The 24108-nt window shown below is 43.0% G+C and carries 24 protein-coding genes; 10 read left to right on the top strand and 14 right to left on the bottom strand.

Annotated elements, in window-relative coordinates; translation table 11 throughout:
- Positions 1 to 5: 5 nt before the first annotated feature.
- The gene (locus tag M1F97_RS00550) at positions 6 to 980 is read right to left on the bottom strand and encodes a sensor histidine kinase (protein WP_247943853.1); all 975 of its coding nucleotides are present in this window, start codon (positions 978 to 980) and stop codon (positions 6 to 8) included.
- Positions 973 to 1650, bottom strand: a complete 678-nt coding sequence (locus M1F97_RS00545) for a response regulator transcription factor (protein WP_247943852.1) — start codon at positions 1648 to 1650, stop codon at positions 973 to 975. Before M1F97_RS00545 ends, M1F97_RS00550 begins: the two co-directional genes overlap by 8 nt.
- A gap of 323 nt (positions 1651 to 1973) precedes the next feature.
- Here M1F97_RS00545 and M1F97_RS00540 point away from each other — a divergent pair, with 323 nt between their 5' ends.
- From M1F97_RS00540 to M1F97_RS00525, 4 genes are all read left to right on the top strand, one after another.
- Entirely contained in the window at positions 1974 to 2543 is a 570-nt protein-coding gene (locus M1F97_RS00540; RefSeq protein WP_125424725.1) for a TetR/AcrR family transcriptional regulator, read from the top strand.
- Between the two features lie 85 nt (positions 2544 to 2628).
- Entirely contained in the window at positions 2629 to 3405 is a 777-nt protein-coding gene (locus M1F97_RS00535) for a ferredoxin reductase (RefSeq protein ID WP_247943851.1), read from the top strand.
- Positions 3406 to 3516: 111 nt separating this feature from the next.
- Complete coding sequence (locus M1F97_RS00530; protein WP_247943850.1) at positions 3517 to 4590, top strand: DUF2974 domain-containing protein; 1074 nt, start codon at positions 3517 to 3519, stop codon at positions 4588 to 4590.
- A gap of 83 nt (positions 4591 to 4673) precedes the next feature.
- Entirely contained in the window at positions 4674 to 5303 is a 630-nt protein-coding gene (locus M1F97_RS00525; RefSeq protein WP_247943849.1) for an MBL fold metallo-hydrolase, read from the top strand.
- Positions 5304 to 5342: 39 nt separating this feature from the next.
- Here the strand turns inward: M1F97_RS00525 and M1F97_RS00520 are convergent, their stop codons facing one another.
- A complete protein-coding gene (locus tag M1F97_RS00520) occupies positions 5343 to 7235 on the bottom strand; it encodes a M13 family metallopeptidase (protein WP_247943848.1) in 1893 nt (630 codons plus the stop codon).
- Positions 7236 to 7414: 179 nt separating this feature from the next.
- Here M1F97_RS00520 and M1F97_RS00515 point away from each other — a divergent pair, with 179 nt between their 5' ends.
- The 6 genes from M1F97_RS00515 to M1F97_RS00490 all read left to right on the top strand — a co-directional run bounded on the left by M1F97_RS00515 (position 7415) and on the right by M1F97_RS00490 (position 11813).
- Entirely contained in the window at positions 7415 to 8137 is a 723-nt protein-coding gene (locus M1F97_RS00515; RefSeq protein ID WP_084975778.1) for a metal ABC transporter ATP-binding protein, read from the top strand.
- The gene (locus M1F97_RS00510; protein ID WP_033605977.1) at positions 8134 to 8982 is read left to right on the top strand and encodes a metal ABC transporter permease; all 849 of its coding nucleotides are present in this window, start codon (positions 8134 to 8136) and stop codon (positions 8980 to 8982) included. Before M1F97_RS00515 ends, M1F97_RS00510 begins: the two co-directional genes overlap by 4 nt.
- Before the next feature lie 26 nt (positions 8983 to 9008).
- A complete protein-coding gene (locus M1F97_RS00505) occupies positions 9009 to 9941 on the top strand; it encodes a metal ABC transporter substrate-binding protein (RefSeq protein WP_084973118.1) in 933 nt (310 codons plus the stop codon).
- A 122-nt stretch (positions 9942 to 10063) separates the two neighbouring features.
- Positions 10064 to 10558, top strand: a complete 495-nt coding sequence (gene tpx / locus M1F97_RS00500) for a thiol peroxidase (RefSeq protein WP_125416332.1) — start codon at positions 10064 to 10066, stop codon at positions 10556 to 10558.
- 83 nt (positions 10559 to 10641) lie between these two features.
- Complete coding sequence (locus M1F97_RS00495) at positions 10642 to 11292, top strand: metal-dependent transcriptional regulator (RefSeq protein ID WP_125416334.1); 651 nt, start codon at positions 10642 to 10644, stop codon at positions 11290 to 11292.
- A 107-nt stretch (positions 11293 to 11399) separates the two neighbouring features.
- Positions 11400 to 11813 carry a hypothetical protein gene (locus tag M1F97_RS00490; RefSeq protein WP_247943847.1) on the top strand — a complete coding sequence of 138 codons (414 nt, stop codon included), beginning with the start codon at positions 11400 to 11402 and terminating at the stop codon, positions 11811 to 11813.
- 31 nt (positions 11814 to 11844) lie between these two features.
- Here the strand turns inward: M1F97_RS00490 and dtd are convergent, their stop codons facing one another.
- The 11 genes from dtd to metF all read right to left on the bottom strand — a co-directional run bounded on the left by dtd (position 11845) and on the right by metF (position 24014).
- On the bottom strand, positions 11845 to 12288 hold the full coding sequence (gene dtd / locus M1F97_RS00485) for a D-aminoacyl-tRNA deacylase (protein WP_000707052.1): 444 nt from the start codon (positions 12286 to 12288) through the stop codon (positions 11845 to 11847).
- An 18-nt stretch (positions 12289 to 12306) separates the two neighbouring features.
- On the bottom strand, positions 12307 to 14523 hold the full coding sequence (locus M1F97_RS00480) for a RelA/SpoT family protein (RefSeq protein WP_247943846.1): 2217 nt from the start codon (positions 14521 to 14523) through the stop codon (positions 12307 to 12309).
- 144 nt (positions 14524 to 14667) lie between these two features.
- Positions 14668 to 15798: an ABC transporter ATP-binding protein gene (locus M1F97_RS00475; protein WP_000229937.1), complete on the bottom strand. Its 1131-nt coding sequence runs from the start codon at positions 15796 to 15798 to the stop codon at positions 14668 to 14670.
- Positions 15799 to 15911: 113 nt separating this feature from the next.
- A complete protein-coding gene (locus M1F97_RS00470) occupies positions 15912 to 16781 on the bottom strand; it encodes a helix-turn-helix domain-containing protein (RefSeq protein ID WP_247943845.1) in 870 nt (289 codons plus the stop codon).
- A 2-nt stretch (positions 16782 to 16783) separates the two neighbouring features.
- Positions 16784 to 17170 (bottom strand): Mini-ribonuclease 3, encoded by a 387-nt coding sequence (locus M1F97_RS00465; RefSeq protein WP_247943844.1) that lies wholly within the window; start codon positions 17168 to 17170, stop codon positions 16784 to 16786.
- Positions 17163 to 18506: a cysteine--tRNA ligase gene (cysS, locus tag M1F97_RS00460; protein ID WP_247943843.1), complete on the bottom strand. Its 1344-nt coding sequence runs from the start codon at positions 18504 to 18506 to the stop codon at positions 17163 to 17165. Before cysS ends, M1F97_RS00465 begins: the two co-directional genes overlap by 8 nt.
- Positions 18507 to 18523: 17 nt before the next feature.
- Positions 18524 to 19045 carry a dihydrofolate reductase family protein gene (locus M1F97_RS00455; RefSeq protein ID WP_247943842.1) on the bottom strand — a complete coding sequence of 174 codons (522 nt, stop codon included), beginning with the start codon at positions 19043 to 19045 and terminating at the stop codon, positions 18524 to 18526.
- Between the two features lie 8 nt (positions 19046 to 19053).
- Positions 19054 to 19818: a nucleoside phosphorylase gene (locus tag M1F97_RS00450; protein ID WP_247943841.1), complete on the bottom strand. Its 765-nt coding sequence runs from the start codon at positions 19816 to 19818 to the stop codon at positions 19054 to 19056.
- 34 nt (positions 19819 to 19852) lie between these two features.
- Positions 19853 to 20470 (bottom strand): serine O-acetyltransferase, encoded by a 618-nt coding sequence (cysE, locus tag M1F97_RS00445; RefSeq protein WP_247943840.1) that lies wholly within the window; start codon positions 20468 to 20470, stop codon positions 19853 to 19855.
- Positions 20471 to 20484: 14 nt separating this feature from the next.
- Positions 20485 to 22698, bottom strand: a complete 2214-nt coding sequence (gene pnp / locus M1F97_RS00440) for a polyribonucleotide nucleotidyltransferase (protein ID WP_247943839.1) — start codon at positions 22696 to 22698, stop codon at positions 20485 to 20487.
- Positions 22699 to 23147: 449 nt separating this feature from the next.
- Positions 23148 to 24014 carry a methylenetetrahydrofolate reductase [NAD(P)H] gene (metF, locus tag M1F97_RS00435; protein ID WP_049479138.1) on the bottom strand — a complete coding sequence of 289 codons (867 nt, stop codon included), beginning with the start codon at positions 24012 to 24014 and terminating at the stop codon, positions 23148 to 23150.
- Between the last annotated feature and the right edge of the window lie 94 nt (positions 24015 to 24108).

Below are 24108 nucleotides of genomic sequence, written 5' to 3'. Positions count from 1 at the left end.
TATGCTCACTCAATTATCAGATTCATATTGGAAAATTTAATGCGTACGGTCGTTCCTTTTCCGACCTCAGACTCGATACGAATCTGGTGACCCAGTTCTTCAGAAATTTTCTTAGATAGGTAAAGTCCAAGTCCAGATGACTGCTGGGTTAGGCGACCATTATATCCTGAAAAGCCACGTTCAAAGACTCGGAGCACATCACTGTTTTTAATCCCGATTCCCGTATCCTTGATACAAAGCTCATGGCCTTCCATATAAATCTCCAAACCGCCTTCCCTGGTGTACTTGAGGCTGTTTGAGAGGATTTGTTCAATGACGACCAACAGCCACTTCTTATCGGTCACGATAGTTTTATCAAGGTCATGCAGATTGACCGTCAGTCCTTTTTGGATAAAGAAAAGAGCATACTTGCGAACTACTTCCTTCACCAGTTTCTCCACTTGAATCTTTTCAAATAGCAAGTCATCATGGAAGCTCTCCAAACGTAAGTACTGCAAAACCAGATTGGTATAGGAGTCAATCTTAAAGATTTCCTGTTCCAATTGCTGCTTAACCTCACGATCAGAGACTTCTGCTACTAAGAGACGGCTCGCCGCAATGGGCGTCTTGATCTGGTGAACCCATAAGGTATAGTAATCAAGCAAATCCGTCAGCTTGCTTTGGGCTTCCGACTTCTTTTGATACAATTCAGATTCACGCTCTTCGAGTTTTTCTGCCAGCGCACATTCCAGAGGAGACTTGGGGTCTCTCTCAGCATAGAGCACTTCCTGCCGGTAAACCTGTGCTTCTGCCAAAATATCCCAAGCCAAAAACAAAATAGTAAAAAAACTACTGAGTAGAAAGAAATAAAGAAAATAGGTCCATAGACTAGCAAATAAAAACTGAAAGAGAAGGACGAGAAAGCCTATTGAAAAAATATAGAAAAGGGTGCGACTGCGAGAACGCAGATAGGCTAGAAAAAATAGTTTCCAATCAAGCATGTTTCAGTCCGTATCCTATCCCTTTCTTGGTTTCGATAAAGCCTACTAAGCCTTGCTCCTCCAACTTTTTACGCAAACGAGCAACATTGACAGACAAGGTATTATCATCGATGAAAAAATCACTATTCCAGAGTTCTCGCATCAGGTCATCACGCGCCACGATATTGCCAGCATGTTCAAACAAGACCCGCAAAATTTGAAATTCATTCTTGGTCAAACTCAGAACTTCCCCCTGATAGTGCAAGTCCATAGATTTGGTATTGAGGATCACACCCGCATACTCCAGCAGACTTTCATCTCGGCCAAACTCATAAGAACGGCGCAACAAGCCCTGAACCTTTGCAAGAAGCACCTGCTGGTCAAAAGGCTTGGTCACAAAGTTATCCGCTCCCATATTGATCGCCATGACAATATCCATCGCCTGGTCTCTCGAAGACAGAAACATGATAGGTACCTGAGAAATCTTACGAATCTCCTGACACCAGTGGTAACCATTGAAAAGCGGCAGGCCAATATCCATGAGGACCAAATGAGGTTCCGACTGAACAAAAAGAGCCAAAACTTCCATAAAATCTTCTACCAAAACGACCTCAAACCCCCACTCAGAGAGCAGTTTCCCCACTTGTTGTCGAATAACTTGGTCATCTTCTACTAGTAAAATCTTGTGCATGCGCTCCTCCTTTGTTATTTCTCAAAATATCAAAACCCTTCATATCAGATCTACGGATCAGTGTCTCATACTGTTTAGCAGCCTATTCCCCACAAATCCAGATCAGTAAACAGATGCTATATAGAGAACATTCCCACTGATATCATACCTTATTTTTAGGTATAGTTCCAGCCTTATCCTATATTTTCCTTTTTGTGTTCATTTAGTTAGCGTTTCTTTCACTTATTTAATAGATCTAGCCTTCTTATTGACAAGCTAGCCATGATTTGTTAGAATGTGAATGAATAAATCGATTTATTCATTCATTAAATAAAGGAGGTTAAATCAGATTGGACAAAAAACAAGCTTTAAAGACAGCGGCCTATGAAGTTTTTTCGAAAAAAGGTTACAAGGCGACAGGAATTTCAGAAATTGCTAGGCAAGCTGGGGTGGCAGTTGGCTCTTTTTATAACTATTACGAAAGTAAAGAAGCCATTTTTCTAGACATCTATATAGATGAAAACAACCGTGTTCGCCAAGCTATGATCGAAGAACTAGATTGGGAAATTGACATGACCGACCTCATTGGTCAACTCTTTGCTCAGTCCAGAACTCTCGTTTCTTCCAATAAGATCCTTGCAGAATGGTACAATCCTGCCATAGCAGATGAGTTACACAGCTACTATTCCTCGGAGGAAGGCAAAGTCGCAAATCCATTTCATCAGTTTCTAGTTAAAACTTTTACAAATCGTATGCAAGGTGAAGGGTATTCGCCAGAAAAGATTCAAGATATTTTACAGGTTTATAATCTGTTTTACTACATGGATATGCATATCACGGAAAAAGATTTTCCAGATATTGGCAAAACTGTTGAAATACTTGCAACCAACTTCATTAAAGGAGTTCTAAAATAAAGAATGGATTTCTTTATTTTTTGAAAAGATATGAATGAATTATTTTATAGTTCATTCATAAAATTAAGAACAGGAGTCATAAAAAATGAAAAGAGGTAAAAAAATGTTTATTATCATTCTATCAACACTTGGAGCGCTATGTTTTATAACTTGGGGTGCCATCGCTTATCTTGGACGAAGCCAGACATTATCGATAAAATCCATCGAAAATCCCAGCGGAGATCTATATTTAATTCATATCACAAAACCGAGTCATCAAATCTGGAAAGCTGGGGCTTATGCTAAGTTTACACTCCCTGATACCTCGTCTACTGCTAGTAAATATGAAGCTAAGGGAGAGCAAACCAGTCGATGGCTAACCATTGCCTCCACACCTGATGAAGATGAAATTCTCATTTTGACTCATAATAGTGGTAGCAACTTTAAGAACACCTTGACACATTTACCGGCTGGCAGTGAGATTGAGATGAGTTGGCTGGATTCCTCTTTGACTATTAAAGATACGAATAAGCCACTAGTTTGCTTTGCATCTGATGTTGGTATTTCTGCTCTACGCCCCCTTATCAAAGAATGTGCTGGTAAATGCCCGATTGTACTCAATCATTTTGACAAAGGAGTGACTATTTTTGATAAAGAAATGAAGGAACTAGCTCAGAAAACATCGAATTTTACTTATAAAACTAGCAATGAACTTTCTCAAAGTCAAGTATTTTTAAAACGTGCTATTGATGAATACGGCAATCAAGCCAGCTATCTCATCACAGGTCAGCCTGATGATGTAAATGAGATGAAGAATTTTTTAAAGGAAAATGGGATTGATAGCAAAAATATACAAGTAAGCTCGTTTAGAGGTTTGAAATAGGAGCAGCCTGTCTTCTATATATCTGAATCAATCCCTGCTAGGTCATCCAAACAAGCCTACTAGCTAATTCTAGGTAAATGTGATAGGATAAACATAGAGAAAGGAGCTTTTATGGCCAATATTTTTGACTACTTGAATGATGTAGCATACGATTCCTTTTATGACCTCCCCGTGAACGAGTTAGATGTTCTTGCCTTGACCGAATTAACCTACCTTACTTTTGATGGTGTAGTCACCCAAGAACCCCAGCGCCTCATAGATCTTGCACCTCAAATCCCTAGAGAAACGACGATGTTGACTAGCAAAAACCGCCTCCAGTTATTGGATCAACTCGCTCAACACAAACGTTTTAAAAATTGCAAGCTCTCAGATTTTATCAATGATATTGACCCTGAATTGCAAAAACAGTTTGCAGCCATGACTTATCGTATCAGTCTCGATACCTATGTGCTTGTTTTTCGTGGGACGGATGATAGTATCATTGGTTGGAAAGAAGATTTCCATATGACCTATATGACGGAAATCCCAGCTCAAAAACACGCCCTTCAGTATTTACAGGACTTTTTTGCTCAACATCCTAACCAAAAAGTTATTCTGGCAGGACACTCAAAAGGGGGCAATCTAGCCGTCTATGCTGCCAGTCAACTCGATCCACTCTTACAAAAAAACATTGTCGCTGTCTATACTTTTGATGCGCCTGGACTTCACAAGGAACTAACCGAAACAGCTGGATATCAAAACATGATGGAAGGAACGAAAGTATTTGTCCCACAAGGGTCTATCATCGGGATGATGCTAGAAATTCCGGATAAAAAAATCGTCGTTCACAGCACCGCCTTAGGTGGCCTTGCTCAGCACGACACCTTTAGTTGGCAGGTTGAAGACAAACACTTTGTCCAACTGGACGAGACCAATAGTGACAGCCAGCAAGTCGATACAACCTTCAAGGAATGGGTTGAGACGGTCCCTGATACTGAACTGCAGCTCTACTTTGACCTCTTTTTTGGAATCATTCTCGATGCAGGCATCTCCTCTATCAACGATCTTTCTTCCTTCAAGGTCATTGAACACATTCACCATCTCTTTATCCAAGCTCAATCCCTCACTCCTGATGAAAGAGAAATCATGGGACGACTAACCCAACTCTTGATCGACACCCGCTACCAAGCTTGGAAAAATCGTTAAGGTAGAAAAAGACCTTCTAATACCCTAAGACTTCTCTTCTGTGTTATACTGATATCAGTACATTCTTTGAGAGAGGAAATCCTATGAAAATCCATAAAACCGTCAATCCTGTTGCCTATGAAAACACCTACTACATAGAGGGAGACCATCACCTGATTGTGGTTGATCCTGGTAGCCATTGGGAAGCCATTCGCAAGACCATCGAAAAAATCAACAAACCCGTCTGCGCGATTCTCCTGACCCACACCCACTACGACCATATTATGAGTCTGGACTTGGTGCGTGAGACTTTTGGAAATCCCACAGTTTATGTAGCAGAGAGTGAAGCATCTTGGCTTTATACACCTGTAGATAATCTCTCTGGTCTCCCTCGACATGATGACATGGAAGATGTGGTCTCAAAACCTGCTGAGCACACCTTTGTTTTTCATGAAGAATACCAGCTTGAAGAATTCCGTTTTACTGCCCTACCAACCCCAGGCCACTCTATCGGTGGTGTTTCCCTAGTCTTTCCTGATGCCCATCTAGTCTTGACTGGAGATGCTCTTTTCCGCGAAACCATCGGACGGACCGACCTCCCTACTGGTAGTATGGAACAACTCCTCCATAGCATTCAGACTCAACTCTTCACTCTTCCTAACTACGACGTCTACCCCGGCCATGGTCCAGCTACGACTATCGCTCACGAAAAGACTTTTAATCCCTTTTTCTAGTAAGCAAAAAAACCAAGGATGCTATCCTTGGTTTTTGTCTTACCAAATAATCACACGGTCCTCTGGTGAACGCCACATACCGTCACCTTCTTTGACATCATAAGTTGTAAAGAAGTCATCGAAGTTTGGTACTTGAACATTGACACGGAGCTTAGCTGGCGCGTGGACATCGACACTGGCCATGAGTTTCATCAGCTCCGGACGGCCTTTCATACGCCAGATACGAGCAAAGTTGTGGAAGAATTCTTCAGCAGAGAAGTCTGGTTCTCTCTTGGCAGCTTCAAGGGCTGCAGCAATTCCTCCCAAGTCGGCAACGTTTTCTGATACGGTTAGTTTTCCGTTGATCCTTGCGCCGTAAGATTCTTGGCCATCAAATTGGTCGATAACTTTCTGCGTTTTTTCTTTAAAGGCGGCATAGTCACTCTCTGTCCACCAATTCTTGAGACTACCATTTTCATCAAAGGAAGCACCATTTGTGTCAAAGGCATGAGAAATCTCATGGGCAATAACAGCACCAATACCACCGTAGTTAGCCGAAGACGACTGATGCAAATCATAGAATGGAGCCTGTAAAATAGCCGCTGGGAAGACAATCAAGTTTTTCTGAGGATTGTAGTAGGCATTAACCATGTGAGCTGGCATTCCCCACTCCTTGTAGTCAACTGGTTGGTTCCACTTGCTCCAGCTGTGCTTGATTTCCACACGCGCAAAGGCTAGGGCATTCTCAAAGAGACTGGCAGTTTCGTCCACTACCTTGTCCTTGTAGCGCTCCGGCAATTCCTCTGGATAACCGATATAAGGCTTGATGACATTGAGTTTGACAATGGCCTTATCTCGTGTTTCAGGCGTGAGCCAGTCGTTCTTGGCCAAGCGTTCCTTATAAACGTCAATCATAGTCGCTACTTTTTTCTCTACGTCTGCCTTAGCTTCTGGGGAGAATTTTTCATGCGCATACCAGAGACCCAGAGCCTGCTTAAAAGGACCTTGGGCCAAGTGATAAGCCGCCTTGACCTTGCCCTGAGCTTCTGGAACACCTGAAAGGGCACGACCATAGGCACCTGACAGGACACGAATCTCATCTGTGAGGTAGCTTGTTGAAAGATTTACCACAGCTAAAATCAAGGTTGCTTTGAGTAGAGGCCACGCTTCTTCACTATAGAATTGATCTGCTGCTTGCCAGAAACGTTCCTCATCTACGATAACCTTATCTGGAGTTTGTCCAAGAACTGCTTGGAAGAAATCATCCAAAGGTAGGGCAGGGACAAATTTCTTGAAATCTTCATAAGCGTATGGATGGTAGAGTTTGGCATATTCTGAACTTTCTTCGTTAGAAAGCACCACAGCCGCAATGCGACGGTCCAATTCCAATCGTTTCTCTAGTAAGTCTTCGATTTCCTCATCTGAAAAATCATAGGCTTTGAGAAGATTCGCAGTACTTTCCTTCCAAAGAGTCAAGAGTTCCTCACGCTGAGGATGGTCTTCAGCATAGTAGGTTGTATCTGGCAAGATTGTTCCTGGTGCACTAGCCCAGAGAACATTGGTTCTGGCATCCATAAAGTCTGGTGAAACACCAAAAGGAAGAAAATTTGGCTTACCAGCTAGTTCAAACTCTGCCAGTTTGCTGGTAAAATCTGCAAAACTCTCCAAATCTTGATATTCCTTGAGTAGAGGAAGGACAGGCTTGATCCCATCTGCTTCTCTCTTGTCAAAATTACGTACCATGCGATGGTACTTAACAAAGTTTGCGAGGATAGCATCCTCTGGGACATCCTCACCTGCCAACCACTTGTCCGTAGTCGCTAGCATCAAATCTTCAATTTCCTCGTCAAGGTCAATAAAACCACCTGTTCGAGATTTATCAGCTGGAATGACAGCTGTTTTTTCCCATTCGCCATTAATAGCGTCATAAAAATCGTCTTGATAACGTGTCATCTTGTTCTCGCTTTCATATTTTCACTTATTCCTAGCTTAGCAAAAAAATCTAGGGAATGCAATCAAAAATAAATTTCTTGTATCTTTCATTTTATTGTTATTTTATTAAATTTTTTAAAAATTAACTTGACTTAATTTTTTTTTTAATGTATATTAAATACAGGAGGGAGGAATTTGTTATGATACGTATTGAACACCTCAGTGTCTCCTACAAAGAAACGTTGGCACTAAAGGATATTTCACTAGTGCTCCACGGACCAACTATTACCGGAATTATTGGTCCAAATGGTGCTGGAAAATCTACTTTATTAAAAGGTATGTTGGGAATTATCCCACATGAGGGTCAGGCCTTTCTCGACGACAAAGAAGTCAAGAAATCTTTAAATCGAGTTGCCTATGTCGAACAAAAAATCCATATCGACTACAATTTCCCTATCAAGGTCAAGGAATGTGTTTCTCTAGGACTCTATCCATCCATACCGCTCTTTCACACCTTAAAAGCCAGCCACTGGAAAAAAGTGGCAGATGCACTTGAAATCGTTGGACTTTCAGACTATGCTGATCGCCAAATCAGCCAGCTCTCAGGAGGACAATTCCAACGTGTTTTGATTGCCCGTTGCTTAGTGCAGGAAGCTGACTACATCTTTCTAGATGAGCCATTTGTCGGGATTGACTCGGTTAGTGAAGAGATTATCATGAATACGCTGAGAGACCTTAAAAAAGCTGGTAAAACAGTTCTCATCGTTCATCATGACCTCAGCAAAGTCCCCCATTATTTCGACCAAGTTTTACTTCTCAATCGAGAATTAATTGACCTTGGTTCGACTGAAGAAACCTTTACCGAGGCCAATCTCAAAAAGGCCTACGGTAGCAAACTCTTTTTCAATGGAGGTGACCTATGATAGCAGAATTTATCAATGGATTGCAAAATTTCCATTTCCTACAAAACGCCTTGATCACAGCTATTGTCATTGGAGTCGTTGCTGGAGCTGTGGGATGTTTTATCATCCTGCGTGGAATGTCTCTCATGGGAGATGCCATCTCTCACGCAGTTTTGCCTGGCGTAGCCCTTTCCTTTATCCTGGGAATTGATTTCTTTATTGGAGCAATCATCTTTGGTTTGATGGCTTCCATCATCATTACCTACATCAAGGGTAACTCTATCATCAAGAGTGACACTGCCATTGGTATTACCTTTTCATCTTTCTTAGCCTTAGGTGTCATCTTGATTAGTGTTGCCAAGAGTTCGACGGATCTCTTCCATATCCTTTTTGGGAATATCCTCGCTGTCCAAGATACGGACATGTGGATTACCATTGGTGTGGGGGCATTGATTCTCTTGATTATTGGGATTTTCTTTAAACAACTACTGATTACATCCTTTGACGAGCTTTTGGCTAAAGCCATGGGAATGCCCGTCAATTTCTACCACTATCTGCTCATGGTGCTCTTGACCCTTGTGTCCGTCACCGCCATGCAAAGTGTTGGAACTATTCTTATCGTGGCCATGTTGATCACCCCAGCTGCGACGGCTTACCTTTATGCTAATAGCCTAAAGAGCATGATTTTCCTTTCATCAGGCCTAGGAGCTCTGGCTTCTGTTGTAGGACTCTTTATCGGCTATAGTTTCAATCTCGCAGCGGGATCCAGCATCGTGCTCACATCCGCCAGCTTCTTTCTAATCAGTTTCTTTATCTCTCCTAAGCAACGATACTTGAAACTGAAAAACAAAAAAATCATTAAATAACGGGGAAACCCTTCTGGAGGAATCTAATGAAAAAATTAGGTACTTTGCTTGTTCTTTTTCTTTCTATCATTGGATTAGCTGCCTGTGCTAGCGGGAAAAAAGATACAGCATCTACAAACCAAAAACTAAAGGTTGTAGCAACTAACTCTATCATCGCTGATATTACAAAGAATATCGCTGGTGACAAGATTGATCTTCACAGTATCGTTCCTGTTGGTCAAGACCCACACGAGTACGAACCACTTCCTGAAGACGTAAAGAAAACTTCTCAAGCTGACTTGATTTTCTATAACGGAATCAATCTTGAAACTGGTGGCAATGCTTGGTTTACCAAATTGGTCGAAAATGCCAAGAAAACTGAAAACAAGGACTACTTTGCAGTTAGTGACGGTGTAGACATCATCTACCTCGAAGGTCAAAATGAAAAAGGCAAAGAAGATCCACACGCTTGGCTCAACCTTGAAAATGGGATGATTTATGCAAAGAACATCGCTAAACAGTTGATTGCAAAAGATCCTAGCAACAAGGAATTCTATGAAAAAAATCTCAAAGACTATACTGAAAAACTAGACAAACTGGACAAGGAAGCCAAAGAGAAATTTAACAATATCCCTGCTGAGAAGAAACTCATCGTAACCAGCGAAGGATGCTTCAAATACTTCTCTAAAGCCTACGGTGTCCCAAGTGCCTACATCTGGGAAATCAACACAGAAGAAGAAGGAACACCTGAACAAATCAAGACCTTGGTTGAAAAGCTTCGCCAAACAAAAGTTCCATCACTCTTTGTTGAATCAAGTGTCGATGACCGTCCAATGAAGACTGTTTCACAAGACACAAATATCCCAATCTACGCACAAATCTTTACTGACTCAATCGCTGAAGAAGGTAAAGAAGGTGACAGCTACTACAACATGATGAAATACAACCTTGACAAGATTGCTGAAGGTTTGTCAAAATAATTCATTAAAAAACGTCGTTCTCACATGAACAGGCGTTTTTTTATCTTTTAATTTCCAGTCAAATCATTGGAAAAATCTGACAATTCTCGGTAAAATAAAAGAAAAAAGAATGGAGTAGTTTCATGACCACTTTTCTCGGAAATCCTGTAACCTTTACAGGTAAACAACTGCAAGTCGGAGACAAGGCACTTGACTTTTCTCTCACGACAACCGATCTCTCTAAAAAAACACTAGCTGACTTTGATGGAAAGAAAAAAGTCTTGAGTGTTGTCCCTTCTATCGATACTGGTATCTGCTCAACGCAAACACGTCGATTCAACCAAGAACTTGCCAACCTTGATAATACCGTCGTTCTTACCGTTTCTATGGACCTACCATTTGCCCAAGGACGCTGGTGCGGGGCTGAAGGCCTTGACAATGCCATCATGCTTTCAGACTACTTTGACCATTCTTTCGGGCGCGATTATGCCCTCTTGATCAACGAATGGCATCTCCTTGCGCGTGCCGTCTTTATTCTCGATGCTGACAATGTCATCCGTTATGTGGAATACGTTGACAACATTAACACGGAACCAGACTTTGAAGCTGCTATTGCTGCAGTGAAAGAACTGGACTAAAATCAAGGCCATTACGGCAGAAGGCTAGAGAAATCTAGCTTTTTTTGATATACTAGATGGAGAGAAAAGACAAGAGGGAACGAATGACGCCAAATAAAGAAGACTACCTAAAATGTATTTATGAAATCGGTACGGAAATGCAAAAAATCACCAATAAAGAAATTGCTGCCCGTATGCAGGTCTCTCCACCTGCCGTAACAGAGATGATCAAACGCATGAAAAGTGAAAATCTCATTCTCAAGGACAAGGAGAACGGCTATCTATTGACAGATATCGGCCTCGAACTGGTCTCTGAGCTCTATCGCAAGCATCGGTTGATTGAAGTCTTTCTAGTTCACCATCTCGACTATACCAGCGATCAAATCCATGAGGAAGCTGAGGTTCTAGAACACACTGTCTCTGACCTCTTTGTGGAGAGATTGGATAAACTGCTTGGCTTCCCTCAAACCTGTCCCCACGGTGGAACTATTCCTGTTAAAGGAGAACTCTTAGTTGAGATCAACAACCTACCTCTAGCAGATACCAAAGAGGCTGGAACCTATCTCCTGACTCGGGTTCATGATAGCTTTGATCTACTCAAATACTTAGAAAAGCATGAGATTCATATTGGTGACCAACTCCAAGTTAAGCAGTTTGATAATTTTTCCAATACTTTTACACTGGTCAACAAGGATGAAGACCTCCAAGTTGGTATCGATATCGCCAAACAACTCTATGTCGAAAAAATCAACTAACCCCTTATTCCTGAAAGAAACTTCTTTCAGGGATTTTTTATTATTTTAGTTGTAAGTCCCATTCTTTTGGTGTAGAATGAAGTTAGAGAAAAGAGGGAGGTCATCTTATGAAAAAGCTCTTTAGAATCCATTTTGCAACCATTGCACTCAGTGATTTGCTACTACTAGCAATTTTTATCTCCAAAACCGATCCCTCTGTAGAGTGGATGCTACTCTCTGGCTTTATTTTCATCCTTGCTCAGGGATTACTGCTATTTCGCTTGGTCAACCGACTCAAAAATCAATTCGCTGAGATTTATCCTCAGATTAGTAAAAAGATTCGCTTCTACTATTTAGGGGTTCTCACCATTGACTTTCTATTATTTGTCTTTTTAGCCATCACTGACCCTCAATATTTCTACTCTCTTACTCCAGTCTTTACTTCCTGTCATTCTACTTTATACTATATAACGGCTAGCCACCTAAGAGAAAACTATCCCGACTTTTACAACAAACACATCGCCTTCTGGGAGTGTCTATAAACAAAAACCAAGCCAACTGGGCTTGGTTTTCTTATCTATTTTTAGTATCAAGAATGATGGTAACTGGTCCATCATTTACCAGCTCCACCTGCATATCCGCTCCAAAGATGCCTGTCTGAACGGGCACTTCCTGAGCCAGTTTTTGATTGAAAGCGTCATAGAAGTCAGCTGCCATATCCGGCTTAGCTGCACCTGTAAAGGCTGGACGATTGCCCTTCTTAGTATCTGCAAAGAGGGTAAACTGAGAAATAGAAAGGATTTCGCCCCCAATATCCTTAATAGACAGATTCATCTTGCCTTCTGCATCTGAAAAAATCCGCATATTGACAAGCTTTCGGACTGCGTAATCCAGATCCTCCTCTTGGTCCCCTGGGCCTACACCAACCAGCAATAAAAGCCCTTGATTGATTTTTCCCTGAACCTGACCTTCAATACTCACTTGAGCTTTCTTGACTCGTTGAACGACGATTTTCATAAAAATCCTTTCTAGATCTTAGCCGTTGGTCCGTTTGACAGAGTAGACTTCTGGCACACTTTTAATCTTATCAACTACTGTCGTTAGAGTTGAGAGATTTGAGATTCCAAAGGACACATGGATATTAGCAAATTTCATATCCTTGGTTGGTTGGGCGTTAACGGTTGAGATATTCTTAGCTGTGTTGGAAAGAACTTGCAGAACATCATTTAAGAGACCTGTACGGTTGAGGCCGTAGATATCGATGTGGGCAATATATTCCTTGCTTGAGAATTGATCTTCCCATTCCACATCAAGGAGACGTTGTTCGTAGTTTTCTTGGGCGCGAAGGTTCATACAGTCCACACGGTGAATAGCCACACCACGCCCCTTGGTGATGTAGCCGACAATGTTGTCACCCGGCACTGGATTACAACACTTAGCAATCCGAACTAGGAGACCTGAGGCGCCTTCAATGACCACACCGCCCTCATGCTTGACCTTGAGCTTCTCCTTATTCTCAACCTTAACCTCACCACCCTTAACTAACTCATCAGCCTCTGCCCTAGCTTTGGCACGTTCCTCCTCACGGCGTTCCTTTTCAGTCAGACGGTTAAAGACGGTAGTAGCACTGATTTCTCCAAAACCAATAGCAGCAAAGAGGGAGTCTTCTGTCTTGTAGCTGGTCTTTTGAAGGACTTGGTCCATGTGCCGCTTGTCCATATACTTATTAGCCACATAGCCATTCTCTTGGAGCTGATTAATCAGCAGTTCGCGTCCCTTATTAACAGACAATTCCTTGTCTTGGTTTTTAAAGAACTGACGAATCTTGTTGCGCGCCTTGCTGGTCTTAACCATGTTGAGCCAGTCACGACTCGGGCCAAAAGAATTGGGGTTGGTTACAATTTCGACCTGATCCCCAGTTTTGAGCTTGGTTGTCAGCGGAACCATACGGCCATTGACCTTGGCACCAGTCGCTTTTTCACCGACTTTGGTATGGATTTCATAGGCAAAGTCGATCGGGCCTGAATCTTTCGGAAGTGAACGAACTGCACCATCTGGAGTAAAGACGTAAATCTCCTCCGCCAGATACTCTTCCTTAACGGACTCGACAAATTCCTTGGCATCGTCAGCCTGGTCCTGTAATTCCATCATTTCCTTGATCCAGTTCATACCAATCGCAGACTCTTTGCTGTTGACCTGACCTTTAATGCCTTTCTTATAGGCCCAGTGAGCTGCTACCCCGTACTCAGCCACTTCGTGCATTTCTTTGGTACGAATCTGGAATTCAATCGGCCCTTTTGGTCCATAGACAGTCGTATGGATAGACTGGTAACCATTGGCCTTCCTGTTGGCAATATAATCTTTAAAACGCCCTGGCATCGGTTTCCAAAGTTCATGTACATAGCCAAGCATGGCATAGACATCGCTATGAGTCTCTAGGATACAGCGAATAGCAATCAGGTCATAAATCTCCTCAAAGCGTTTCTTCTTATCCTGCATCTTGCGATAGATAGAGTAGATATGCTTGGGACGGCCGTAGATTTTCCCTTTTAGATTGCGTTCGGAAGTGTAGTCCTCTAACTTGGTTACTACTTCATCGACCAAAGCCTCACGCTCTCTGCGTTTTTCCTTCATCATGTGAGTGATCTTGTAAAACTCAGTTGGATTGAGATAGCGGAAGGACAGGTCTTCTAACTCCCACTTGACGCTGGAAATACCCAGACGATGAGCAAGCGGTGCATAGATTTCCATGGTTTCTCTGGAGATACGCTCTTGCTTGTCTTTTCGTAGGTGGTTAAGCGTTCTCATGTTATGCAAGCGGTCAGATAGTTTGACCAAGATAACACGGATATCCTCAGACATGGCCATGAGCATCTTACGGTGATTTTCCGCTAATTGCTCCTCGATTGATTTGTACTCGACCTTACCAAGCTTAGTCACCCCATCAACAATAATGCGAACATCATGACCAAACTCTTGCTCTAAATCATCCAGTGTCGCATCCGTATCCTCAACCACGTCATGCAAAAAACCACAGGCAACTGTCACGGCATCTAGCTTAAGCTTGGCTAAAATCCCTGCCACCTGAATGGGATGAATAATATAGGGCTCGCCAGATTTACGGTATTGACCACTATGGCATTCAACTGCGTAAACCAAGGCTTTATGTACAAAAGCAACATCTTCTTTCGATAAATATTTTTGCGTTAAAGCGACAACCTCATCGCCCGTCAAATTCACTTCTTTCGGCATCTATTCTCTCCAATTCTTCCTACCATTTTATCACTTTTTTAAGAATATTAAAACTAGAAAAGCCTGTTTTCATGCCTAGCCTAAGCAATTAAAAGAAAAAACACTGCAAGAGAGACTCTGCAGTGCTTTGTTATTTTATTTATCTTAGTAAACTGTTTTCTCAGTTTCTACGTCAAAGAAGTGTGCTTTGTTCAAGTCAAATCCGAGTTCAACTGTTGCACCTGTTTGCAAGTAGTCACGAGCATCCACTTTGGCAACAAATTCGTCTTTACCAACTTGGCAGTAAAGGTGAGATTCTGAACCAAGCAATTCTGATACTGAGATAGTAGCTTTGACAACTGATTCTGGGAATGTTTCAAGGAAAGCAGGCTCTGCATTCACGTCTTCTGGACGAATACCGAAGATCAATTCTTTTCCCTCGTAGCCTTTTTCACGAAGAACTTTCAAAGCACCTTCTGGCACTTTCAAGCGGAAACCGTCTGAAACAATTTCATTGCCTTCTAATTTCACATTGATGAAGTTCATAGCTGGGCTTCCGATAAATCCTGCTACGAACTTGTTAACTGGGTTTTTGTAAACTTCTTGAGGTGTACCGATTTGTTCTACACGTCCGATAGTACCTGTGCCAGCTGGGTTCTTAGTTGCTGACATGATAACGATACGGTCTGCAAGTGTCATCGCTTCTGTTTGGTCGTGGGTTACGTAGATAGTTGTAGCACCGATACGACGGTGAATCTTCGCAATTTCAGCACGCATAGATACACGAAGTTTGGCATCCAAGTTTGACAAAGGCTCGTCCATCAAGAACACTTTTGCATCACGGACGATCGCACGACCCATGGCAACACGTTGACGTTGACCACCGGAAAGGTCAGCTGGTTTACGATCCAAGAACTCTTTCAAACCAAGGATTGCTGCTGCTTCTTGAACACGTTTGTCAATGTCTTCCTTGCTGTATTTACGCAATTTCAAACCGAAAGCCATGTTGTCATAAACAGTCATGTGTGGGTAAAGAGCGTAGTTTTGGAATACCATGGCGATGTCACGGTCTTTTGGAGCCACGTCGTTGACAACCACACCATCGATAGATGCAGTACCTTCTGTGATGTCTTCAAGACCAGCAATCATACGAAGAGTTGTTGATTTACCACATCCTGAAGGACCTACGAAAACGATAAATTCTTTGTCTTTGATGTCCAAGTTGAAGTCTTCAACTGAGTAGTGTTCGCTGTTTGGATATTTTTTGTAAATATTTTTAAGATTTAATTCTACCATCGAGGTGAACTCCTTTTGTCTTTTGATAGTTTTATTATAGATGAAAACGCTTTACATTTCTATGGCAAGGTGACCAAAAAAATAAAAAAGTTCTGTGCAACTTGCACAAAACTTTAAAGAATATCTGGTAAAATCAACTGATAACAAAGGGTGAGATCCGTCAATTCCTTCAACTGTAGCCCTGTCAATTCTTCCCACTTATCAATCTTGTATTGGAGAGAGTTGCGGTGCAAATAGAGTTGCTGGGCTGTTTTAGTCAGAACAGCACTGTTTTCCCAGAGAGAGAGAATGATTTCCTGAATCTGATCCTGATCCAAGATTATCTGGTGCAGGCATTCCTTGATTACCTTCAGGTCCACTAGTCTTTCTCCCATACTCCACAGATAGAGTTGTGAAAATGTATGAACACCTTGATGACCTTGACGCCACCAAGTCTTAAACAAGTCCCGCTCCGCTTGGATTAAATCTGACAGAGCCTGATATCCAGTCTGAGACCAAACCTGCCCCAACATGATAGATAGACGAAGACCAAAGTCGTACTCCACTGCCTCAATCGTATCGGATAAGATTGAGCGAACTGAGCTGTATTTATCTTGCTGGAGAACAAAAACATAGTCCTGAACTCCGACCTGCAACACTGTCTGGCAGTTAGGGAAGAGGGTCTGCATCATATCCAGCCAAGACGCTAGATTCTCCTGCTGAAAATAGGAAAGATGGCAATAAACCAACTGAATCTTTTTAAAAGTTTTCGGTGCCTGTCCCTTGCCCTCAATCAGAAAAGAATACCAAGGATTGAGCGAACGAGCCTGCTCCTGCTGGGTCAAAAGCGAAATCAACTGCTTTTCACGCTCACTGAGCCCATCTTCCTCCAGCAAAATCCACTGCTGAGAAGCTAAAGGGAGCGTGAGATAGCCTTCTTTCTCTACTGGTTGGTCTGAAATCCGAGCTTCAGGAAACCAGTCTAGTAGTTCTTTTGCAAGCATTTCTACTCCTCCACTTTTCGGATGCACCACGAAATCAAGGTCTCTAGACGCTCCGTATTTTCAGTCAGATGGAGATAGCCCATGACCGCTTCAAAACCTGTAGACATGCGATAGGTCACCACATCAGCATTTTTAGCCTTTGTGTGGCTATTGGTATTGCGCCCACGTTTATAGATTTCTTCTTCTTTTTCCATCAGGACTTGCTCCTCCAACATCAGTGAAATCAAACGAGCCTGAGACTTGGCCGAGACATACTTGGTAGCCTCTTGGTGGAGTTTATTGGGCTTGGTCATACCTTTGAGGATGAGATGACGACGAATATACATGGAGTAAACTGCATCTCCCTCAAAAGCCAGCGCAATCCCATTAATGAGATTGACATCAATCACGTGTCCACCTCACTCCATCCTTAGTGTCAAGAAGCTTAATTCCTTGAGCCGCCAATTGGTCACGGATTTGGTCTGCTGTCGCAAAGTCACGATTAGCACGCGCTTCTTGACGTTTTTGGATCAAGGCCTCAATCTCTTCATCCAAAACTTCCTCGACAAAGACAATTCCGAAGACTTCCAACATAGCCGCTAGAGTTTCTTTAACACTTGCATCATAGTTGCCTGAGTTGATCCACTTGGCCATTTCAAAGACAACTGTAATACCATTGGCAGAGTTAAAGTCCTCATCCATAGCCGCTACAAACTTATCTTTAAAGTCTTGTAACTCTTGAGCATCCACATTTTCAGTAAATGGTTGCTCATAAGTATTCTTCAGATACTTGAGATTAGTCTCTGCATCGCGAACAGCTTTTTCCGTAAAGTTGATGGGCTTGCGATAATGCTGAGTGGCAAAGAAGAAACGAAGGACTTGACCATCAATGGTCTTGAGAGCATCATGAACTGTGATAAAGTTCCCTAAAGACTTGGACATCTTGACATTGTCGATATTGACAAAACCATTGTGCATCCAGTAGTTGGCAAAAGTCTTACCTGTTTTAGCTTCAGACTGGGCAATTTCGTTGGTATGATGAGGAAACTCTAGGTCAGCTCCACCACCGTGGATATCAATGGTATCGCCTAGAATCTCTGTTGACATAACCGAACACTCGATATGCCAGCCCGGACGGCCTGCTCCCCAAGGGCTGTCCCAGGAAATCTCACCTGGCTTAGCTGCCTTCCAGAGAGCAAAGTCCACTGGATTTTCCTTACGGGCGGTCTCCTCATCTGTCCGACCAGAAGCACCCAGCTCCAAATCTTCCAAGGTTTTATTAGCCAATTTAGCATAGTTGTGGGATTTTTCCACACGGAAGTAAACATCCCCTTGACTCTCGTAGGCAAAGCCTTTTTCAATCAAGTCTTCCACAAAGCGGAGAATGTCAGCCATAAACTCGACTACTCGTGGATGGCGAGTCGCAGGTTTCACGCCCAAGGCCGTCACATCCTCACGAAAGGCGGCGATGTACTTGTCCGCGACCTCCTGAGGTGTGATGCCTTCTTCCTTGGCGCGATTGATAATCTTATCATCTACATCTGTAAAATTGGAAATATAGTTGACCTCAAATCCCCGATACTCAAAATAGCGACGAACCGTGTCAAAAGCTACTGTTGAGCGGGCATTGCCGACATGGATATAGTTATAAACCGTCGGACCGCAGACATACATGCGAACCTTGCCCTCTTCAATGGGCACAAATTCACGTAGGCTGCGGGTCATGGTGTCGTAAATTTTAATCATGCGGTCCACTCCCTTCTCTATTTCTGACTTTTTCGGCTGAAAACCAGCTCTGCAAAAGGGCCAAATTGTCTGAGGCTATCCAGTTGGTAAAAGCGCTGCCCTTCCTCTTGGGTAAAGAGGGGAACCCCCTTTCCTAGGATAAGAGGCGCTATCTGAATAATGAGGTGGTCGAAAAGATCCGCATCTAAGAGCGGTCCTACCAAGGAATTACCACCAATCACAAAGACATTTTTGCCTTTGTCAATCTGGTGAACAAAGTCCACCACATCCCCAGCTACTGGCTGGTAATTGCTGACAGGCAGGTGCCTATCATGCGTAAAGACATAGTTTTCCGTAGCTTGATAAAAACTTTCTACATCTTGCAAATCTTGGATTTCCTCAAAGGTACGCTTGCCCATGATGGTGATATCCATTTGCCTGTAAAAGTCTTCATAGCCTGTATCCTCTACAGAACCAAGCTGATGCAGCCAGTCTATTCTGTGCTGGCTGTCTGCCAAGTAGCCATCCATGGTGATACAGCCGTAAAAATATACTGCCATTCTTGTAGTTACCTTTCTAGTTCCTTTGCTATTGTCAAAGCGATAGCGAAAAAAGTCATGGCATCAGCTGTCCGCTCTTCATGGCGGGCATCCCAGGTTCGGTTATGATGATCCACATAGTCAGCTGTGTAGAAGAACTGATAGACTTTACTCTTGCGAAATTGACTCCAAGCCATGATAGCTGAAGCTTCCATGTCCACCACTTTGGCTCCAGCAGCCAAGCGACGCTTGACCTTATCAGGCGTTTCTCGATAAAAGGCATCAGTCGTCCAAGACTTGGTGCGGATATGCTCGATATTGTGCTTGTCAAAGATGGCTTCCAGCTCGATCAGCAGTGACTCGTCATAGGCTACTTCGTCACCCGGTGGGACATAGTGATAGCTAGTTCCTTCATCTCGCAATGCAGCTGCAGGCAGGATAATTTTATCCGCCTGAATAGACTGATCGAGAACTCCGCAAGAACCCAAAACAATAAAGTTCTTAAATCCTCTTGCTTTGAGTTCTTCTAAGAGTCCAACAACCATCGGGGCTCCAATCGTAGCTATAGCAACTGCTACCTTACTCCCATCTTTTTCATAGATATACCATGGAAGTCTGCCATTTAGATTGGTTAGATAGCCACCTTCATAAACATCTTCAAACTTCTTTACTCGTTCAACGATTTCTCCATTAAAAGATAAAATAATCGTGTCACAGATTTCTCCACCACCACGAATACTTCGATCAGTTGGTTCGATAACAGCAGGTACATTTTCGAATTCTTCTAATAGCATTTGCCTAACCTCCTACCCAAGGCATTACTACTCTCTACAACCCTGACGATCTGTGGCTGGCTTCTCTAGCATGTTCGAGTTTATTAACGTAGTACTCTCGTTTTTCTTCGACTTCGTGGATAGTCGGCTCATCCTTCTGTCCATGAACTCGGACAATTTTAGCAGGAATTCCGACAACTGTCACATCACTAGGAACATCTGCCACAACAACTGCTGCAGCACCGACCTTAGCATTTTCGCCGATTTCTACCGGTCCGATGACTTGGGCATGGGCCGATATGAGAGCTCCTTTACGCACAGTCGGATGGCGTTTGCCAACATCCTTCCCTGTCCCACCAAGAGTCACTCCGTGATAGAGAAGAACGCCTTTTTCAACAATCGCTGTCTCTCCAATCACCAAGCCAGAGCCATGGTCGATAAAGACACCTGATTCTATCTGAGCACCCGGATGGATCTCGATCTGAGTCCAGAAGCGCCAAAACTGACTGTGCATCCGAGCCAAGAGTTTAAAGCCATGCTTCCAGAGAAAATGCGAGAGACGGTGGGCAGCCAAGGCCTTAACACCTGGATAGGTCAATAGAACCTCCAAAGTGGTGCGCGCCGCTGGATCATTTTCTTTTACGATATCAATGGTTTCGCGCCACCATCCCATACATTTCTCCTTTCTTATTCTGAGTCTTTTGGTGTTTCTGTAAATTCTTTCTTAGGTTTGTGATCCTTATGATGACGTGGGCGGTGAGGACGCTCAGACTTTTCACTTTTTTCATCATGCTCAGGTTTTGGTGGACGAGGAAGAAGAGCTTTCATAGAGGCATCGATACGGCCTTTTTCATCAATCTTGATAACCTTAACATCGACTTCATCACCGATAGCTACCAAGTCCTCGACACGGTTGGTACGAGTCCAAGCCATTTCAGAAATGTGCACAAGTGCATCTGTCTTATCAAAGAGATTGACAAAAGCACCGAATTTCTCGATACGAACAACCTTAGCATGGTAAACTTCATCCACTTTGGCTTCACGAACCAAGCCAGCGATGATTTCTTTGGTTCGGTTAATGGCATCTTGGTCGCTAGAGTAGATAGACACATTTCCTTCTTCGTCGATATCAATCTTAACACCTGTTTCAGCGATAATCTTGTCAATCGTTTCTCCACCCTTACCGATAACAATCTTGATCTTGTCCACATCGATCTTGATGGTATCAATTTTCGGAGCAGTTGGAGCCAATTCTGGACGAACTTCTGGAATGGTTGCTTCAATGACATCAAGGATTTCAAAACGGGCTTTCTTAGCTTGAGCAAGAGCCTCAGTCAAGATTTCTGCAGTAATCCCTTGGATCTTGATATCCATTTGAAGGGCTGTAATCCCGTCACGAGTACCTGCAACCTTAAAGTCCATATCTCCAAAGTGGTCTTCCAAACCTTGGATATCTGTCAATACAGTGTAGTTATTTCCATCTGAGATGAGACCCATGGCAATACCAGCTACTGGCGCCTTGATTGGCACACCACCAGCCATAAGGGCAAGCGTTCCCGCACAGATAGAAGCCTGAGATGAAGAACCGTTTGATTCCAAGACTTCTGCAACCAGACGGATAGCGTATGGGAATTCTTCCAAGCTTGGCAAGACTTGAGCAAGGGCACGCTCACCAAGAGCACCGTGACCGATTTCACGACGACCTGGTGCACCGTAACGACCCGTTTCCCCTACAGAGTATTGAGGGAAGTTGTAGTGGTGCATAAAGCGTTTCTTGTACTCTGGATCCAAACCATCGATGATTTGTGTTTCTCCCATCGGAGCCAAGGTCAAAACTGAAAGAGCCTGAGTTTGTCCACGAGTGAAAAGACCAGAACCGTGCACACGAGGAAGGAAGTCAACAACCGCATCCAAAGGACGGATTTCATCGACCTTACGTCCGTCAGGACGCACCTTGTCTTCTGTGATCAAACGGCGCACTTCAGCGTGTTCCATTTGTTCCAAGATTTCAGCCACATCACGCATGATTCGTTCAAATTCTTCATGGTCTGCATATTTTTCTTGGTAAACGGCTGTCACTTGATCTTTCACTGCTTGAGTCGCAGCTTCACGAGCCAATTTTTCTTCTACTTGAACCGCTTTTTGGAGTTCGCTGTTGTAGGCTGCGATGATTTCAGCTTGCAATTCAGCATCTACATGAAGCAATTCTACTTCCGCTTTTTCCTTACCGACTGCCGCAACGATTTCTTCTTGGAAGGCAATCAATTCTTTGACTGCTTCATGCCCTTTAAGAAGGGCTTCCAACATGATTTCTTCTGATAATTCTTTGGCACCAGACTCAACCATGTTGATAGCGTGCTTGGTTCCAGCTACTGTCAATTCAAGAAGCGAACGCTCTGCTTGTTCTTGACTTGGGTTGATGATGATTTCACCGTCGACATAGCCAACTTGTACCCCAGCGATTGGGCCGTCAAATGGAATATCTGAGATAGACAATGCCAAGGATGAACCAAACATAGCTGCCATTGGAGCAGAGGCATTTTCATCATAAGAAAGCACGGTGTTGATAACTTGTACTTCATTACGGAAACCTTCCGCAAACATAGGACGGATTGGACGGTCAATCAAACGCGCTGTCAAAGTCGCATCTGTTGAAGGGCGTCCTTCACGTTTCATAAAGCCACCAGGAAACTTCCCAGCCGCATACATTTTTTCTTCGTAGTTGACTTGAAGTGGGAAGAAATCCCCTGTTGCCATTTTCTTAGACATAACGGCCGCAGTCAAGACGGTTGACTCACCGTAACGCACGACAACTGAGCCATTTGCTTGCTTAGCAACCTGGCCAGTCTCTACAACCAACTCACGACCCGCAAAAGTCGTTTGAAATACTTGTTTTGTCATTAAAATCCCCTTTGGATTAATTATATTATACGTCTTGCCTACAAAGATCAAGATACTAAGGACGTCAAAAGCAAAGTAAAAATATGAAACTGACGAAGTCTTCGATGAAGACAAGACAGTTTATCTTTTTTACACAGCTTTTCGGCCGGATTCAATTACTCATGATAGCATAAATTGACGCAGTGTGCGATGCACACTGGGAAATCTATCTTTTTCACTAGGGATTTAGCCCGTGTTCAACTATCTAGATACTTTGAAATATCTAAGAATAATATTCTCTAGCATCTGTCTATTTTTGTTAGATTTAAATTGCTAAAAATCTTTTTATACCCTCATCTTTGTATCAAGTACGTACAGAGTCTATTTTATCATATTTTTCTTAAAAAGTGCGGGCTTTTCTATTAAAAAGGAACCATCCCCCTCGCTTGAGAAGAATGGTTTGCTTTTTATTACCCTAAAGACTGATGATTAAACAAGGCATGGGTTGCTTGGTGGATGTATTTGGCTGTTTCAGCATTGTTCATGGTATACAAATGCACACCTGCGACATCCTGAGTGACCAAGTCCACGATCTGATCCACTGCATAGGCAAGTCCTGCTGCTCTGAGCGACTCAGGGTCATGCTCATACTTGTCTAAGATGGCCTTAAATTTACGTGGAAGGTGGATATTCTCACACGTTTTCAAGAGACGAAGCGCTTGGTTACGGTTAAGAATAGGCATGATTCCCGCATGAATGGGAACATCAATACCTGCCAAGGTACACTTATCTTGGAAATCATAGAAACGCTCATTATCAAAGAAAAGTTGCGTTACGAGACTTGAGCAACCTGCATCCACTTTTTTCTTGAGATTTTGAATATCTGAGATCTGGTTTGGCGAGTCAGGGTGCCCCTCTGGATAGCAAGCTCCGACAATATCAAAATGCGGCGCTTGTTCCTTGATGAACTCAATCAAGTCCGTTGCGTAGCGGAAATCCTTTTGCGGTTCCACATCAGGAATGATGTCCCCACGTAGAGCCAAGATTTTTCGCACACCAACCTTATCCAAGTCCGCAAGTGTCTCTGCAACCTTCTCCTTAGTCAGATAGATAGCTGGCAAGTGGGCAATAGTTGGAATCGCCAAATCATTCTGGATAAAGTCAGCCAAACGAACCGTTGTTTCCTTGATATTAAATTTATTATTGCTGGCGGTCACACTGATAAAGTGCGGTGTCAGCTCCCGCATATCCTGCAAGGCTGAAATAATTTTATCATTACCCACAGCTGGGTTTGGAGGGAACACTTCAAATGAAAGTGACGGCGTTTGGCGTGACATAGTCATTATCCTTTTCTTTTTGATTTCATTATTGCTGAGCCAGCTAGGGCCAAGCTATTCCTTGATCAGTCAGGGTCAAGAGAGAAATCTTATC

Source organism: Streptococcus oralis (genome assembly GCF_023110435.1).
Taxonomy (GTDB): Bacteria; Bacillota; Bacilli; order Lactobacillales; family Streptococcaceae; genus Streptococcus; species Streptococcus oralis_CF.
Note: the sequence above shows the minus strand (reverse complement) of the source record. Positions and strands in the feature narration are given on the sequence as shown.